Source organism: Comamonas testosteroni ATCC 11996, from assembly GCF_000241525.1.
GTDB lineage: Bacteria > Pseudomonadota > Gammaproteobacteria > Burkholderiales > Burkholderiaceae_C > Comamonas > Comamonas testosteroni.
In genome coordinates this window covers 343469-359223 of sequence record NZ_AHIL01000043.1, presented here as the reverse complement: position 1 = coordinate 359223, position 15755 = coordinate 343469, and the positions used below count along the sequence as shown (strand labels likewise).

Sequence of the window (15755 nt, the reverse complement as noted above, 5' to 3'; positions counted from 1 at the left end):
GTTGGGCAGGACCTTGCTTGCTGTCTCTTGCTTGGGGCCTGCTAGTGTTTGAGCGGAAATCGTGAATATGAGTCAGTCTTCTTCAATGGGCTTGCGCGGCAAGGTGGTGCTGGTGACGGGGGGCAGCCGCGGCATTGGCGCTGCGATTGCCCTGGCGTTTGCACGCGAGGGCGCGACGGTGGCCATCAACTACCTGTCCAACGACGAGGCTGCAGCCAGCACTGTGGATGCCTGCCTGGCCGCGGGCAAGGACTCGGGGGGGGATGCCTGGGCGGTCAAGGCCGATGTGGGTTCGCCCGATGCAGTGCAGAGCATGGTGGACGGCATCGTGCGCGAAGCGGGGGGCATCGATATCGTGGTCAACAATGCCTTCAGGCCCTATGCATTTGACCCCGAACGACGCAGCCGGTTTGACGATCTGCAATGGGCGGACTATCAGGCACAGTTCGACGGGGCCGTAGGTGCAAGCTTCAATGTCTGCCGTGCGGTGCTGCCGTTGATGCGCCAGCGCGCGCGCGGCAGCATTGTCAACATCGTCAGCAATCTGGTGGAGCAGCCTGTCGTCGCCTACCACGACTACACGACATCCAAGGGCGCCTTGCTGGCTTTCAGCCGCAATCTGGCCAGCGAGCTGGGGCCAGTGGGCATCCGCGTCAACTGCGTGGCGCCCGGTCTGGTCTATCCCACGCAGGGCACACAGGGCAGCAAGGAGTCTTTTCGTGAATCGCTGATGGCGGCCACGCCGCTGCGTCGGCTGGCGCGGCCCGAAGATGTGGCGGGGCCGGTGCTGTTCCTGGCGTCGGAACTCAGCGGTTTCATGACCGGGCAGCTGCTGCTTGTCGACGGCGGCCTGGTGATGCGCTGAACTGCCAGGCAGCAAGGCAAAGCCTGTCTGCCTTCTTGACCTTACTGCTTGGCAGATGCCTGGGCGTGATCCATCGCATCGATGATGGCCACGCCGGTCTGTTGTACGCCGGGGGCGTTGAAGCCCGGGCCAGGCGTGACGGCCGGGTGGCTGAGCAGCTTCTCGGCCATGCTGGGCGCTGCGGCAGGTGCGCTGACCTGAGCGGGGGCCGACGGCCTGGTGGCAGGCTTGGGAGCGGCTTGCTCGGTGGAGTTCAGATAGTCGTTGTAGCGCTTGTAGGCCTGACGGTCGGTACGGGTCTGCTCCTGCTGCTGCGAATGCTTGAGATATTGATAGGCGACCGTACCCAGAATCAGTGCTGCCACCAGAAACGCGGCAATAGCGGTAACGACGAGGTTCTCGTCGGAGCGCTGAGGCGCTTGATGGATGGCGGTGGACATGGGGCGGGAAGCTGGCATCTGGGAAAGCGTGACCGGGTCAAGCGGGACTCGGTCCTGATAAGTATCTAACTGTTTTCAGCGTATCAAAAACAGCGGGCTCAGGCCTTCAGATCGGCATTTTTTTCGAGAACTTCAGTCGGAAATGTCGAAACCCCGGTAGGGACCAGTTTTGTCGTGCAAAAAAAAGCCGGCATGCCTTACGCGATGCCGGCTTTTTCACCTCAGTCAGCTATCAGGCAGCGACGGCTTGTGCTTGCTCGATCTGAGCCTTGGCAGCTTCCATGGCCGCAGCCTTGGCGTCGGGACCCATGGCCACGCCTTCAGCACGAACAATGGTCACGTCGGTCACGCCCATGAAGCCGAAGATCACCTTCAGATAGCTTTCCTGGTGTTCCATGGCCTGGCCCGCTTCGCTGGTGGAGTAAGCGCCGCCGCGAGCGGAAGCGACGATGACCTTCTTGTCGCCGGCCAGACCCACGGGGCCGGTAGCGGTGTACTTGAAGGTACGGCCAGCCTGGGCGATGCGGTCCAGCCAGGCCTTCAGCTGCGAGGGAATGGTGAAGTTGTAGAAGGGAGCGCCCACGACGATCACATCAGCTGCGAGGAACTGGCTGACCAGCGCTTCGGAGACAGCGTTTTCCTGACGTTCGACTTCGGTGGCAGCGGCCTGGCCGGTGCGAAAGCCCAGAGACTGCGCGCTCAGGTGGCTGGGGGCGCTCACGGCCAGATCCAGGTAGTCCACCTTGGCTTCGGGGTTGGCCTGCTTGAGGCTGGCAACGATATCGGCTGTCAGTGCGCGGGTAACGGAATTGGAGCCAGTGATGGAAGAGTCGATGTGCAGGATTTGCATATTGGTACCTATACCTCTAAAAATGAGTAAGAGAGCACTTCTTGCCCAGCCCGGATGCTGCGTTGCGGCAAAACAGTGATTCGTTTTGAATTGCAATGGGATAGATTGTAGATTTGTTTAGATTCGGCAATAAGTCTGCAAAAATGCGATAGATCGTTCCAAATATCAATTCAATCGAGTCCAAGGATTTATGCATGGTGGATCTCAACGACATGCTGTACTTCGTCGAAGTGGTCGAGCGCGGCGGCTTTGCCGCTGCGGGGCGAGCACTGGGTATTCCCAAGTCGCGCCTCTCGCGTCGTGTTGCCGAGTTGGAGGCCCATCTTGGGGTGCGCTTGCTGCAACGCACCACCCGAAAGCTGTCTCTGACGCAAGTGGGGGAGACCTTTCTGCGCCATGGCCAGGCCATGCGCGATGCCGCCCTGGCCGCGTCGGATGCTGTGGCCGAAGTCCAGACCGAGCCGCGCGGCACCATTCGTGTGACCTGTCCGGTGACACTCGCGCAGACGGTGCTGGGTGAGCTGATGCCCGAATTCCTCAAGCGCTGCCCGCTGGTGCAGGTGGAGATGCAGGTCACCAACCGCCCTGTCAATCTGGTCGAGGAGGGGGTGGATGTCGCATTGCGCGTGCGTGCCACTTTAGAGGACAGCGGCTCCATGGTCGTCAAGCGACTCGACAGCTCACGCCAGATCCTGGTGGCCAGCCCCGACCTGCTGCAGCGCCAGGGCACTCCCAGGTCGCTGGAGGACTTGCAGTTGCTCGACAGCATGGCGATGGCGGCAGTTGACGGCCATTCCAGCCTGTTGCTTGTCGGGCCCGAAGGCAAGGAGCACCGGCTGCAGTTGCAGCCGCGCTATGTGGTCGACGATTTGCTGACGCTGAAGTTTGCAGCCCTGGCCGGCAGCGGCATGTGCTGGCTGCCTGACTATATGTGTCAGGACGAATTGACCCGAGGCACTCTGGTGCAGTTGCTGCCGCAATGGGCGCCTCCACGCGGCATTGTGCATGCGGTGTTTCCTTCGCGGCGCGGGCTGGCGCCGGCAGTCCGGCATTTTCTGGACTTTCTCGGTGAGCGCATGCCGGGCAGCAGCATCTCTGCCGCGCAGAAGGCTGCATCTGCCTCGGCGCTGCATTAGCTTCTGCCCATAAGGTAACAACAAAACATTCGTTGGGATTTGTGCAGGCCCTGCCCACAATGACTGCCTTGTTATCAGATCAGGAGCGCGCCGGGCTTTTTCCCCTGGCTTGGCTGTCGCTCCGAGATTACAGGAGGCAGCATGACATCCCCATTTCGCATCGTGATCGTGCCGGGCTGGCGCAACTCCGGCCCCGGTCATTGGCAAAGCCTGTGGGCCGAGCAGCTGGAGGGAGCAGTGCGTGTACAGCAGCAGGACTGGCTGGTGCCGCACCGCGATGCCTGGGTTGGGGAGCTGGAAAAAGTCTTGCTCGCCGATGAGCGTCCTGCCGTCATCGTGGCTCACAGCCTGGGTTGCATCACGACCGCACATCTGGGTGAGGCTGCTGCAGCGCGCGTTCATGGCGCCTTGCTGGTGGCTCCTGCCGATCCCGAGCGCCGCGCCCAGTTGGCCGACTTCGCTCCCGTGCCCTATGCGCCGCTGCCTTATCGCAGCGTGCTGGTGGCCAGCAGCAATGATCCGTTCTGCCCTATTCGCCGTGCGGGCGCTTATGCCAGGGCCTGGGGCAGCGAGCTGGTGCGCTTGCAGAACGCCGGACATATCAATATCGAATCGGGCTTCGGCGCCTGGCCGCTGGGGCTGGCACTGCTGCAGTCGCTGACCGAGCAGGGCGGCTGGAATGCCCAGACCTCAGGCCGGCCCTTGCAGTCAGCTGCACTTGCGGCTTGAAATTCTTGACCAGGTTCCCGATTATGCTTTACTTTTGATAGCTTAAAGCGCTTGCTGATAAAGCGTTTTCAGCTACTTTTGCGTTGGCTTTGCGTGCTGTTTTATTCTTTATATTGAATTTCAGAAAAACAAAGAAAAATATATTCTTTTGAGTTTTAAGGACTCGTTCGCACAATGTGTACATCTATACACATTGCTCAAGAAAAGGCAGCGAACCATGCATTCCGTGAAGCTCAAGACATTGTTGGCATCCATCGCACTGGCAGCAGCAGGCGCTGCCTCGGCTCAGACTCAACTGCTCAATGTCTCCTATGACGTGGCCCGTGAGTTCTACAAGGATTACAACGCTGCCTTTATCGCCCACTACAAGAAGACCAAGGGCGTGGATATCAAGGTGGACCAGTCCCATGGCGGCTCCAGTGCCCAGGCGCGCGCTGTCAATGACGGTCTGGCTGCGGATGTAGTGACCTTTAATACGACCACCGATGTGGATTTTCTGGCCCAGAACGGCGTGGTCGCCAAGGACTGGAACAAGAAGTTCCCGCATGATGCATCGCCCACCACATCGACCATGCTGTTCCTGGTGCGCAACGGCAATCCCAAGAACATCAAGGACTGGTCCGATCTGGTGCGCCCCGATGTGAAGGTCGTGGTGGTCAACCCCAAGACCGGCGGCAATGGTCGCTACGCCTATTTGGCCGCCTGGGGCTCGGTGCGTGAAAAGGGCGGCACCGATGCGCAAGCGGCCGAATTCGTGCAAAAGCTCTACAAGAACGTGCCCGTGCTGGGCAAGGGCGGCCGCGATGCGACCAGCATCTTCTTGCAGCGCAATATCGGCGATGTGCTGATCACCTTCGAATCCGAAGTCGTGTCCGTGGACCGTGAATTCGGCCAGGGCAAGGTCGACGCCGTCTACCCCTCGGTGAGCATCGTGGCCGAGAACCCCGTGGCCGTGGTTGAGCGCACCGTGGCCAAGAAGGGCACGACACAGCTGGCCACCGACTATCTGCAGTGGCTGTACTCTGACGAAGCCCAGGAAATTGCTGCCAAGCATGCGATCCGTCCTCGCTCCGAAGCGGTGCTGAAGAAGCACGCCGACCAGTTCAAGCCCATCAAGCAGTTCACCGTGGCCAAGTACTTCGGCTCGCTGACCGAAGCGCAGAAGGTGCATTTCAACGATGGCGGTCAGTTCGACAAGCTGTATACCCCCGGTAAGTAACCTACTCCCCCTTGGCCGCTTTGCGGCTTCCTCCTCTCTCGCTGCGCGGGAGGGGGCAACATCCTCGCTGCGGGACGGCCCTTGCTCGATGTTTTTGAGCTGGGCCGTGCTTGATTGACCTTCAGTGAAATCCACCCCCCGTTTCGTCCTTGAATATGTCCTCTGCTGCTCTAGCCCCCCGCAAGGCGCGTAGTGCCAAGCGAGTGTTGCCCGGTTTCGGGTTGACGCTGGGCTACACCATTTTTTATCTGAGCATCATCGTGCTCATCCCGCTGGTGGCCCTGCTGTCCGCCAGTTTTACCCTGACCTGGGATCAGTTCTGGGCGGCAGTCTCGGCACCGGCCGTGGTGGCGTCTTACGAGCTGTCCTTCACCATGTCCTTTATCGCGGCCTGCGTGAACGTGGTGTTCGGCATGCTGATTGCCTGGGTGCTGGTGCGCTACCAGTTCCCCGGCAAGAAGGTGGTGGATGCGCTGGTCGATCTGCCGTTTGCGTTGCCCACGGCCGTGGCCGGCATCTCGCTGTCGGCGCTGTATGCGGGTAATGGCTGGATTGGGCAGTACTTCGAGTCACTGGGCATCCAGATGGCCTACAACCCCAAGGGCATCGCGATTGCACTGATTTTCATCGGCCTGCCGTTTGTGGTGCGTACCGTGCAACCGGTGCTCGAAGACTTCGAGAAGGAGCTGGAAGAGGCCGCGACCAGCCTGGGGGCATCGCGTTGGCAGATTTTCTACAAGGTCATCCTGCCGCATATCGGCCCGGCGCTGCTGACGGGCTTTGCCATGGCTTTTGCGCGCGCCGTGGGTGAATATGGCTCGGTGATCTTCATTGCCGGCAACATTCCCATGGTCTCGGAAATCACTCCGCTGATCATCATGGCCAAGCTGGACCAACATGATGTGGCCGGTGCCACGGCCGTGGCCGTGGTCATGCTGCTGATCTCTTTTGTATTGCTGCTGCTGATCAACGCACTGCAGGCATGGCAGCGCAAGGCGCAGGGAGGCCGCTGAGATGTCTTCGATTCACGCAGCCATTCAAGCGCTGTTCCCCAATCTGCTGCCCATCTGGGCACACCTCATCACCATCGTCGCGATTGCCCTGGTGGTGCTGGTCGCGCTGTACAAGATCACGGCCCCGCCCAAGAGTGCCAAGCTGGAGAAGATGACCACGACCGAGCCGCGCTGGGTGCGCTGGGTTCTGACCACGGTGGCTCTGCTTTTCATGCTGGTGTTCCTGATCCTGCCGCTGCTGTCCGTTTTTGGCGAGGCGCTGCGCAAGGGCTGGGATGTCTATGTCACGTCGCTGGGCGAGCCCGATGCGATTTCGTCCATCAAGCTCACGCTGATCACGGCGCTGATTGCCGTGCCCCTGAATCTGGTCTTCGGTGTGGCTGCCGCATGGTGCATTGCCAAGTACGAGTTCAAGGGCAAGGCATTTTTGACCACCTTGATCGATCTGCCGTTCTCCATCTCGCCCGTGGTCGCGGGTCTGATGTATGTGCTGGTGTTTGGTGCCAATGGCTGGCTGGGCCCCTGGCTGGCCAAGCATGAGATCCAGATCATCTTTGCCGTGCCCGGCATTGTGCTGGCCACCGTGTTCGTGACCTTCCCCTTCATCGCCCGCGAACTGATTCCGCTGATGCAGGCCCAGGGCAGCGATGAGGAGCAGGCCGCCATCGTGCTCGGTGCCTCGGGCTGGCAGACCTTCTGGAATGTCACCCTGCCCAATATTAAATGGGGTCTGGTCTATGGTGTGATTCTCTGCAATGCGCGCGCCATGGGCGAGTTCGGCGCCGTGTCCGTGGTTTCCGGCCATATCCGGGGCCAGACCAACACCATGCCTTTGCATGTGGAAGTGCTGTATGCCGACTATCAGGCGGCTGCCGCCTTTGCCGTGGCATCGCTGCTGGCGCTGCTGGCGCTGGTGACGTTGGTCATCAAGTCCCTCGCCGAGTGGCGTGCCGAGCAGCAGGCCAAGGCCGCAGCCGAAGCACCACCCGAGCGCCCAGGCCAGATCAGCCTCACAACGAACAAAACCGCCAAGGCAGCCTGAGCTGCCCGGATCAGAACAAGAGATTCATCATGAGTATCGAAATTCGTAATGTCAGCAAGCAGTTCGGCGATTTTCAGGCCCTGCGCGACGTGAGTCTGGATATCAAGTCGGGCGAGCTGATCGCCTTGCTCGGCCCCTCGGGCTGCGGCAAGACCACGCTGCTGCGCATCATCGCGGGTCTGGAGACGGCTGATGTGGGCAGCATCCACTTCAGCGGCGAAGACACGACTGATGTGCATGTGCGCGACCGCAACGTAGGCTTTGTGTTCCAGCACTATGCGCTGTTTCGTCACATGACCGTGTTCGAGAACGTGGCCTTCGGCCTGCGTGTCAAGCCGCGCAAGGAGCGCCCCAGCGAGGCAGTCATCAAGGAAAAGGTCATGAAGCTGCTCAAGCTGGTGCAGCTGGACTGGATTGCCGAGCGCTACCCATCGCAGCTCTCGGGTGGCCAGCGTCAGCGTATCGCGCTGGCCCGTGCCCTGGCTGTCGAACCCAAGGTGCTGCTGCTCGACGAGCCCTTTGGCGCTCTCGATGCCAAGGTGCGCAAGGAGCTGCGCCGCTGGCTGCGTCAGCTGCACGACGAGCTGCATGTGACTTCCATCTTCGTGACCCACGACCAGGAGGAAGCCTTGGAGGTAGCGGATCGTGTGGTGGTCATCAACCAGGGCAAGATCGAGCAGGAAGGCACGCCCCAGCAGGTCTGGGACAATCCTGCCACGCCATTTGTCTATGGCTTCCTGGGCGATGTGAACCTGTTCAAGGGCCGCGCCAGCGACGGCCGGGTCTATCTGGACGAAGGCATGCAGCTCGACAGCAGCGATGCGCGCGGTGCTCAGGACAGTCAGGCTTTTGCCTATGTGCGGCCCCATGATCTGGAAGTGGAGCGCTATTCCCCGGGCCAGAATCTCGACGCCCAGGGGCGCCCCACAGGCATCGTGGCCCAGCTTTCGCGCGCCATTGTGGTCGGCCCCATCGCCAGGCTGGAACTTATTCCCTCAGAGACCACACCAAACGCCAGCAATGCCGGTGAAGACGGGCTGATCGAAGCCCAGATTCCCGCGCAGCAGTTCAAGGACATGGGCTTGCGCGAAGGTGAAACCCTGGTGGTGACGCCGCGCCGTGCCAAGGTGTTCCTGGATGAGGCGGCTGGGATTTGATACCCCCTGAGGCGCTACGCGCCTTCACCCTCTCTCGCTTTGTTGCGGGAGGGGGACGGCACCCTCGGTGCGCGACAGCGCTTCCTAGGTGTCTCCTGCGAAAGGAATCGTGCAGGTGCAGGGGGGCGTTATCCTTGCCTCAGGCATGATCCGTTTATTTCGCAGAAAGAATCTTGATGCTTCAATGGTTTGAAACCGCGCCGCGGCGCATCCTGGCGCTCATCAGCGTTGCCTGTGTGGCCATGCTGGCGTTTGGCCTTTACCTGCAGCATGTGGTGGGCCTGGAGCCTTGCCCCATGTGCATCGTGCAGCGCTATGCACTGATTTTGGTAGCTATCTTCACAGGCTTGGCAAGCCTTAGAGGTCAAAAAGGCTGGTGGATGAGCTTTGGCGTTCTGGCTCTGCTGTCCAGCGGCTTCGGCGCATTTGTGGCCGCACGTCAGAGCTGGCTGCAGTGGTATCCCCCCGAGTTTGCGACCTGTGGCCGTGACTTCTATGGAATGATCGAGCACTACTCCTTCAGCCGCTCCATTCCCATGATCTTCCAGGGCTCGGGCGACTGTGCGGCCATTGACTGGACCTTGCTGGGCGGCTCCATTGCCAACTGGTCGTTTGTAGCCTTTGCTGCTTTCACGATTGTTTTGCTGCTGACTCTATTGCAGGCTCGAAAAAAGTAATTGTTAAATATTTTCAAAAAACGCCCTGAGGGGCGTTTTTTTTATTCCAAGGAAATCAATTTAATCTATTTCTGGTATATGGAGAAAAATTCCAATCTAATTATCTGTATTCATTGAATGAATTGCTGATCAATGGAATTTACAAAAATTAACAATTTGACATGTTGTTTTTTATTTTTTGTTTGTATTTTCATCCGTTTCTTATAGATTTTTCTGGAGGTTCATATCTATTCGATTGGTTGTTGAATTTGGGATATCTTCTTGTGCGGCAATAATTTACCGAGGTTTTGCGGGGAGGGTTTTAGTGCTTTCTTCTTGTCAAGATAATCTGGCAATTTTTAGTTAGGTAAATTTTTGTAATTTTCAGAACTAAATTGATCTAAAGAAAATCGCCTCCAATTTCACTTCTGAGATTGAATATGGGGCGACTTAATCTCTTTGCTTGGCTAGGGCGGATTTTTCTGATTTTGCAGCTGCTTTGGCTGCCGCAACTGGCGAATTCGGCAGCCTATGCAACCAGCGGAGACGGAAAATACAAGAATGAAATCCTCTGGCTGACTTGGGGGAGTGATACCAATCCTTTGGGAGTAAAGGGGAAGGCGCTTTCCAATACCTCCATCTCAAAGGCCAGCATCCAGGTGGCCAATGGTGTGAACATTGACGTTCAGTGCAAGTTGCTGAATATCAATGGCAGCCTGGAGAGCTACGCTCCTGGTGGCTTTGGCGGTGACACCTTCGACGATGCATACAACATCGGCGGTTCTGGCGGAGCCAATCAGTTGGTGGCGGGGTTGATGACCCGATCAACTACAACCAGCTTCCAGATCAGTTGTACATCGGAGTTCGTGGGGGGCGCAACCCGTACCCCGATTGCCTTGCGCGGTTTTGCCATCGCCGACGCCGAGGCTATGGCACCTGGCGGGACACGTGAATACATCGTGGGCGCTGCAAAGGGAAACTGGCATGCGATTGAGCGTTTTGGCAGCAGTTCGGATCCCTACTTTGTCGAAAAGAGCGACACCCAACTGGGAACACCTGCCATTGGTAATTCGGGCGATAGCTTTGTGAAACTCACGACTGGTGGCACGGCGGATGGCAATCGCTCGGTGGTGACATTTCTGGAGTTTCCGGTTTCGCAGCCGGCGGCTTCACAGGTTATGAGCTTTCAGATCAAAGGTGGCGGCAACACTGCAATTGCAGTAGGTGTATTGACGCCTTTTGCCGACTTTGGCGATGCTCCTGCGAGCTATGGTGCGGCCATGCATCTGATTGATGATGTCAATCTCTCGTCGGATGGTATTGGCCAGAACTCAATTGAGACAGTGACTGCCTTAAATGTGGCCTATATGCAGCCGCCCAGAACACTGTATCTGGGGACCAAGGGTCCTGACTCCGAACCCAGCTCCAAATTCAGTGCCGATGCGCTGGGTGATGACAATAGCGGCCAAAGCGCCAGCAGTCCGGCCTTTGCTGGTGAGGAAAATGGCTGGCCTGCAAACGAAAAAATCAGCGTGCTGAAAGCAGGTACAACGCACACGGTGAGCATTGCCTGCAATCTTGGGACGGCTGGTTCTGGTTCTGCAGTCGTTTCGGGCTGGATTGATTTCAACCAAAATGGCGCGTTTGATTCGCCAGCGGAAAAAGCATCGGGTATCTGCAGCGGCAGTTGGGCGCAACTGAGCTGGAATGTGCCAGTGGACGTTAAGAGCGGTACAACTTTTGTACGTTTGCGCATCGGCGGTGTCGGGGTTGATGTAGACAAGGCCGAGGGCGTGGCTCGCGACGGTGAAGTGGAGGATCACGCGGTCACCATCTTGGCGCCTGCGCTAGCCATTATCAAGAGCAGCAATGCGATCTCCGGCGCGTGGACCGTGGACCAAGCGGGGGCGCTGTACCGACTGACGGTTTCCAACCGTGGCTCGATCCCGACGGGGCCAGGCCCGGCTCCTTATTGGAAGCCGCTGAAAGTGCTGGATCTGATGCCTGATGGTGTTCAGCCTGCCTGGAGCGGTGTGCTGACTACCGCGACAGGCTGGAACTGTTCATTCAGCGGTCAACTCGTGACCTGCGAAAACGCGTCCATGCATCTGGGTGAAAGTGGTAGTGCAACTTCACAGTCGAGCATCGAACTGCCGGTGAAGATCACTAGCCAGGCAGCGACCGGATCGGCCATTACTAATTACGCCAGCGTGGGCGGTGGCATGGACCCTAACAATGGGGGCGAGCCACCTGCTCCCGGAGCTTGCAGTGCAGCCAACTACTGTGCCTCCACATCGGTGACGGTCAAGGCACCTGCGATCTCGGTATCCAAGATCGCTCTCCCAGCCGATCGCTCCAAAGTCAAGGTCGATGACATCATTACCTATACCTTGCAAGTCTCCGTGAAAGATTCGGCAACCTTGTCCCCTGTCGTTCTGACGGACACATTGGGTGTGGGACTGGAATATGCCGGCATCGCAAGCAACACTGGGGGTTTTGTTGAGGGCGGCAGCGCAAGTACCCGGACGTTCACGCTGGCTGCGGGAGTTGCTCCCGGTAACTACTCGGTCAGTTATCGCGCCAAAGTACTTGCCAGTGCCGTTTCCAAGGTGGAAAACAAGGTTGTGCCTTCCGGTGGTGGGAATCCTTCCGACCCGATCCCGTCCGTGCCAGCATGTGTGACCTGCTCTACAGAGCATTCGCTGGAAAGCCCGCTGGTGACGGTCAGCAAGTCTTCAGACCCTGTCTCTGGCCAGATGGTGAAGTCTGGTCAGACCATTACCTATACCTTGACCACTGTGGTGTCTCGTTCTCAGACGGTGTCTCCGGTGGTCCTGTCCGATGTCCTGGGCGCTGATCTGCTCTTTGGCGTCGTGGTTGCCAATGATGGCTTTGTGCTGTCTGGATCGGGCAATCAACGAGTGTTCACCTTGCCTGCGGGCAAGCTTCCGGGCACCTATGTGCTGCGCTATACGGCCCAGGTCAAGGCAAATGCCAGTTCGAGCGCCAACCTGACAAACGTGGTGACCGCTTCGGGTGGCGGCAATCCATCAGATCCCGGGCCGGGCTGCACGCAATGTCAGACCGAGCACAAGAAGAGCGATCCCAAAGTGGAGTACTCCAAGTCCACAACGGCGGTGAAGGCGCAGGAAGGGGATTTGATCGAGTATCAGGTAGTGGCCAAGGTCTCGGACGCTCAGACCACCTCGGATGTGGTTCTGGTTGACACCCTGGGTGCCGGTCTTGAGTTTGACTCGGTCAGCTCCTCCGGTGCCTGGCAGATCTCGGCGACTCCTGGCTCCAAGAGCATTACTTTGAGACTGCCCGCACCAAGTCTGCCGGGTAGCTATAAAGTGGCCTACAAGGTGAAGGTCACTGCCGGAGCTAGCAATCCATTGACCAATGTGGTCACCCCCGGAGCTGGTGGCGGCACACCACCCACTTGCTTGGCTGGGGCACGCTGCGAAACATCCACGCCCTTGGTCGTTTCCGATGTGCGTTATGACAAGGAGCTCGTCGGCGCCTCCGGGCCCGTCAAGGTGGGTGACGTTCTGACCTTCAGGCTCAATGTCAAAGTCAAGAATGCGCCGACCTTGGGTGAGCTGGAACTGTTGGACACGCTTGGCAAGGGCCTGGCCTTTGTCGCAGTTCAGGCCAGCCCAGTGGGCTGGACTGTGACGAACTCTGGAAGCGACATCAAGGTAACGATTCCCGCCGGCTTGGTTTCCGGTGCTGCTGGTGCAGAGCAGATCCATAGTCTGACGTACACGGCCAAAGTGACCCCGCAGGCGACCGGTACGGTGCGCAATGCCGTGATCGGCAGCGGATATGACAATCCAAGCTGCGCCATCGCTTGTGTGACCGATACGCCGGTTGTCAAGCCTGAGGTGGTCTTTAGCAAGACCTCGCCGAACACCAGCGCACGAGTGGGTGACATCATCAGCTATGTGGTGGAGATGGATGTCCGTAATGCAGCCCTGAACGAAGCCGTCTCCAGCATCGTGGATAACCTGAGTCAAGGGCTGGAGTTCGTGGCAGTGATGCCTGGTCCGGGTATCAGCTACTCCATCAATGGCAAGGCCTTGATACTGACGTTGGCCAAGGAAACGATTCCGGGCATCTACCGCGTGAGTTATAGCGTTCGGGTACTGCCGGATGCGATCACTTCGGTGAACAATCGGGTGGAAGGCATCCCGAGCGATGGTGGCCTGACTCCGACTTGCGGCCAAGCTCCCTGCTCGGTGACGACTCCCGTGGTGCGCGAAATCGATGCCGTGGATGATCCATTGCCCAGCGTCAATGGCGCAACGGGTAGTGCAAATGCAGGCAATGCCTATGTCAACGACACGCTCAATGGCGTGCCTGTTGAACCGGGCAAGATCGTCGGCACAGTCATCACACCGGCAACCCCTATCAACGGTGGAACGGTTCCCTTGCTTGATGTGGCTACGGGTGTTGTGTCAGTGCCGCCCGGCACCCCCGCCGGCGACTATTCCATCGTCTACAAGATCTGCGACAGGCTCGCTCCCACGGTGTGCGATACGGCCACTATCACCATCAAGGTGACGGCTTCCCCCATAGACGCCAAGGACGATAGCTACACCGGCAATCGTGGCTCGGGTGGCGATCAGGAAGTGGGTAATGCCTACTCGGAGAATGACACCCTGGACGGCAAGCCATTCACGCCTGAGCGCATCACTGGCACGGTGACCACACCGGCCCAGCCCATTGGTGGCGATCCCCGTGTACCGGTGCTTGATGTGGTGACCGGCAAGGTCACCGTTCCCTCGGGGACACCTGCGGGCGACTATGTCATCCACTACCGTATCTGCGAGAAGCTCAACCCGAGAAATTGCGATGACGCCGTGATCAAGGTCACGGTCAAACCTGATGAGTCGCTGTTGCGTATCGTCAAGACTGCCTCGGTGCGCACCGTGAAGATTGGTGACCTGGTCCGCTACAGCCTCCAGGTGCAGAACATTGGTGCCGTCAAGGTCGTCAATGCCAACGTGATCGATACGGCTGCCAACGGTTTCACCTTTGTCAACGGCTCCATGAGTGCTGTGGGCCTTGGCTCTGCCGTCTCTGCATCGGGCGTGCGCCCTGTGCAGTTCAGCGGCGTCACACTGGATGTGGGCCAGACCGGCACCATCGTTTACATGATGCGTGTGGGTGCCGGTGTGCGTCCAGGCAACCATGTCAACACGGCCTTTGCCCGTAACGGTTTGGGAGACCCCATCTCCAACCAGGCCACAGCCTCGGTGGAACTGGTCAGCGACCCGTTGCTTGATGACTCTTTGATCTTCGGCACCGTGTTTGATGACCGAGACCGCGACGGCTGGCAAGACAGCGCCAGGATCTCGGGCCTGAAAGCTCAAGGTGGTTTTGCACCTTCGGCTTACATCGCCAATTCCACGACAGTGGATCGCGGACAAGGCGCCGAACCGGCAGCTGACGCCAGCGCTCCGCTGCTGCATGGTCTGGCACTGGGCTCCATCACGGCCCGCCAGTCCGAAGCCGACCCCGTGGCCAAGCACACCGTTGTCATCCACCAGAAGCTCAAGAGCCTGGACTTTACCGACGACTTTGTGCTGAGCAACGACCAGGGCGTGACCGTGCGCATGAATGCGGCCGGCCAGACCCTGATCGAGAAAACTGGTGAAGCTGCTGCTGGTCGCAATGCGGTCGAGATCGACGTCGAGCGCAAGATCAGCCAGGGTGCCGACGGCTATGGTGTGGACTACATCATCAAAAGCACCGGCATTGATGAGCGCGGCATTCCCGGCGTGCGTGTGGCATCCGTCGAAGGCCTGCTCATGGAAACCGACCCCTTTGGTCGCTACCACCTTGTGGGCGTTAACGGAGGGCGCTGGGAGCGTGGCCGTCACTTCATCCTGAAGGTCGACCCCAGCACTCTGCCGGCCGGTGCCGAGTTCACCACCAGCAACCCGCTGCTGCGCCGCATCACTCCCGGTCTGCCCGTGCGCTTTGACTTTGGCGTGCAGCTCAACCCCGAGTTCATGGCCGGTGCGCAACAAACTGCCGAGATCGAGTTGGGCAGCGTGCTGTTTGCCGCAGGCTCTACCGAGATCCGCAAACAGTACCTGGCTGAGAACGGTGTCATTGCCCAGGTTGCGGCCAAGCTGCAGCAATACCAGGGCGGCGAGCTGCTCATCAGCGCCAATGGCGAAAGCGAAGCCGTGGCCTTTGGCCGGGCAGATGCGGTGCGCAAGGCGGTGATCGAGCAACTGTCCGCCCCTGTGCAGGCAGCCACCAGGGTCAGCGTGCGTGGTGATGTGAGCGATTCGGGCAGCCTCGTCAGCGGCGTCACTGCCAACGGTGCCGTGCTGGGCAACGTGCTGTTTGACACCGACAAAGCCATCGTGCGCCCCCAGTACCAGGCGTTGCTGCAAAAAGTGGCAGCCCACCTGAATGCGCAAGGCAGCGGCATGGTTTCCATCGTCGGCCACACCGATGTGCGAGCCAGCCACGCCTACAACCAGAAGCTGGGCCTGGCCCGAGCCAAGGCGGTCTATGAGGCGCTGCTTCCCCATCTGTCCCAGGGGCTGAAGCAAAAGCTTCAGGTCCAGGCAGAAGAGGGCGCAGCCCCCGCCCATCGCTCCAACAAGAAAGCCACGCGCCACTGAG

At 59.1% G+C, this 15755-nt stretch carries 11 protein-coding genes; 9 read left to right on the top strand and 2 right to left on the bottom strand.

Going from position 1 to position 15755, the window contains the following annotated elements; translation table 11 throughout:
* The first annotated feature begins 85 nt into the window (after positions 1–85).
* Positions 86–865 (top strand): SDR family oxidoreductase, encoded by a 780-nt coding sequence (locus tag CTATCC11996_RS20020; protein ID WP_003079700.1) that lies wholly within the window; start codon positions 86–88, stop codon positions 863–865.
* A 41-nt stretch (positions 866–906) separates the two neighbouring features.
* Here the strand turns inward: CTATCC11996_RS20020 and CTATCC11996_RS20015 are convergent, their stop codons facing one another.
* Together CTATCC11996_RS20015 and CTATCC11996_RS20010 are read right to left on the bottom strand one after the other, a co-directional pair.
* A complete protein-coding gene (locus CTATCC11996_RS20015) occupies positions 907–1305 on the bottom strand; it encodes a hypothetical protein (protein ID WP_003079698.1) in 399 nt (132 codons plus the stop codon).
* Between the two features lie 232 nt (positions 1306–1537).
* Positions 1538–2155: an FMN-dependent NADH-azoreductase gene (locus CTATCC11996_RS20010; protein ID WP_003079696.1), complete on the bottom strand. Its 618-nt coding sequence runs from the start codon at positions 2153–2155 to the stop codon at positions 1538–1540.
* 194 nt (positions 2156–2349) lie between these two features.
* Here CTATCC11996_RS20010 and CTATCC11996_RS20005 point away from each other — a divergent pair, with 194 nt between their 5' ends.
* From CTATCC11996_RS20005 to CTATCC11996_RS19970, 8 genes are all read left to right on the top strand, one after another.
* Entirely contained in the window at positions 2350–3291 is a 942-nt protein-coding gene (locus tag CTATCC11996_RS20005) for a LysR family transcriptional regulator (RefSeq protein WP_003079693.1), read from the top strand.
* Positions 3292–3432: 141 nt separating this feature from the next.
* Entirely contained in the window at positions 3433–4020 is a 588-nt protein-coding gene (locus CTATCC11996_RS20000; RefSeq protein ID WP_003079691.1) for an RBBP9/YdeN family alpha/beta hydrolase, read from the top strand.
* A gap of 217 nt (positions 4021–4237) precedes the next feature.
* Positions 4238–5239: a sulfate ABC transporter substrate-binding protein gene (locus tag CTATCC11996_RS19995; RefSeq protein WP_003079689.1), complete on the top strand. Its 1002-nt coding sequence runs from the start codon at positions 4238–4240 to the stop codon at positions 5237–5239.
* 155 nt (positions 5240–5394) lie between these two features.
* The gene (gene cysT, locus CTATCC11996_RS19990; RefSeq protein ID WP_034349710.1) at positions 5395–6252 is read left to right on the top strand and encodes a sulfate ABC transporter permease subunit CysT; all 858 of its coding nucleotides are present in this window, start codon (positions 5395–5397) and stop codon (positions 6250–6252) included.
* Between the two features lies 1 nt (position 6253).
* Positions 6254–7294 (top strand): sulfate ABC transporter permease subunit CysW, encoded by a 1041-nt coding sequence (cysW, locus tag CTATCC11996_RS19985; protein WP_003079686.1) that lies wholly within the window; start codon positions 6254–6256, stop codon positions 7292–7294.
* 29 nt (positions 7295–7323) lie between these two features.
* On the top strand, positions 7324–8451 hold the full coding sequence (locus CTATCC11996_RS19980) for a sulfate/molybdate ABC transporter ATP-binding protein (protein ID WP_003079684.1): 1128 nt from the start codon (positions 7324–7326) through the stop codon (positions 8449–8451).
* 176 nt (positions 8452–8627) lie between these two features.
* Positions 8628–9128 carry a disulfide bond formation protein B gene (locus CTATCC11996_RS19975; RefSeq protein ID WP_003079682.1) on the top strand — a complete coding sequence of 167 codons (501 nt, stop codon included), beginning with the start codon at positions 8628–8630 and terminating at the stop codon, positions 9126–9128.
* 419 nt (positions 9129–9547) lie between these two features.
* Positions 9548–15754, top strand: coding sequence for a CshA/CshB family fibrillar adhesin-related protein (locus tag CTATCC11996_RS19970; RefSeq protein WP_080569914.1), 6207 nt, complete (start codon positions 9548–9550; stop codon positions 15752–15754).
* The last annotated feature ends 1 nt before the right edge of the window (position 15755 follow it).

What these genes read in the sequence shown, in the direction of transcription:
- CTATCC11996_RS20020 (WP_003079700.1), top strand. Translation starts at nt 86, where the DNA reads ATGGGCTTGCGCGGCAAGGTGGTGCTGGTGACGGGGGGCAGCCGCGGC.
- CTATCC11996_RS20015 (WP_003079698.1), bottom strand. Translation starts at nt 1,305, where the DNA reads ATGTCCACCGCCATCCATCAAGCGCCTCAGCGCTCCGACGAGAACCTC.
- CTATCC11996_RS20010 (WP_003079696.1), bottom strand. Translation starts at nt 2,155, where the DNA reads ATGCAAATCCTGCACATCGACTCTTCCATCACTGGCTCCAATTCCGTT.
- CTATCC11996_RS20005 (WP_003079693.1), top strand. Translation starts at nt 2,350, where the DNA reads ATGGTGGATCTCAACGACATGCTGTACTTCGTCGAAGTGGTCGAGCGC.
- CTATCC11996_RS20000 (WP_003079691.1), top strand. Translation starts at nt 3,433, where the DNA reads ATGACATCCCCATTTCGCATCGTGATCGTGCCGGGCTGGCGCAACTCC.
- CTATCC11996_RS19995 (WP_003079689.1), top strand. Translation starts at nt 4,238, where the DNA reads ATGCATTCCGTGAAGCTCAAGACATTGTTGGCATCCATCGCACTGGCA.
- cysT (WP_034349710.1), top strand. Translation starts at nt 5,395, where the DNA reads ATGTCCTCTGCTGCTCTAGCCCCCCGCAAGGCGCGTAGTGCCAAGCGA.
- cysW (WP_003079686.1), top strand. Translation starts at nt 6,254, where the DNA reads ATGTCTTCGATTCACGCAGCCATTCAAGCGCTGTTCCCCAATCTGCTG.
- CTATCC11996_RS19980 (WP_003079684.1), top strand. Translation starts at nt 7,324, where the DNA reads ATGAGTATCGAAATTCGTAATGTCAGCAAGCAGTTCGGCGATTTTCAG.
- CTATCC11996_RS19975 (WP_003079682.1), top strand. Translation starts at nt 8,628, where the DNA reads ATGCTTCAATGGTTTGAAACCGCGCCGCGGCGCATCCTGGCGCTCATC.
- CTATCC11996_RS19970 (WP_080569914.1), top strand. Translation starts at nt 9,548, where the DNA reads ATGGGGCGACTTAATCTCTTTGCTTGGCTAGGGCGGATTTTTCTGATT.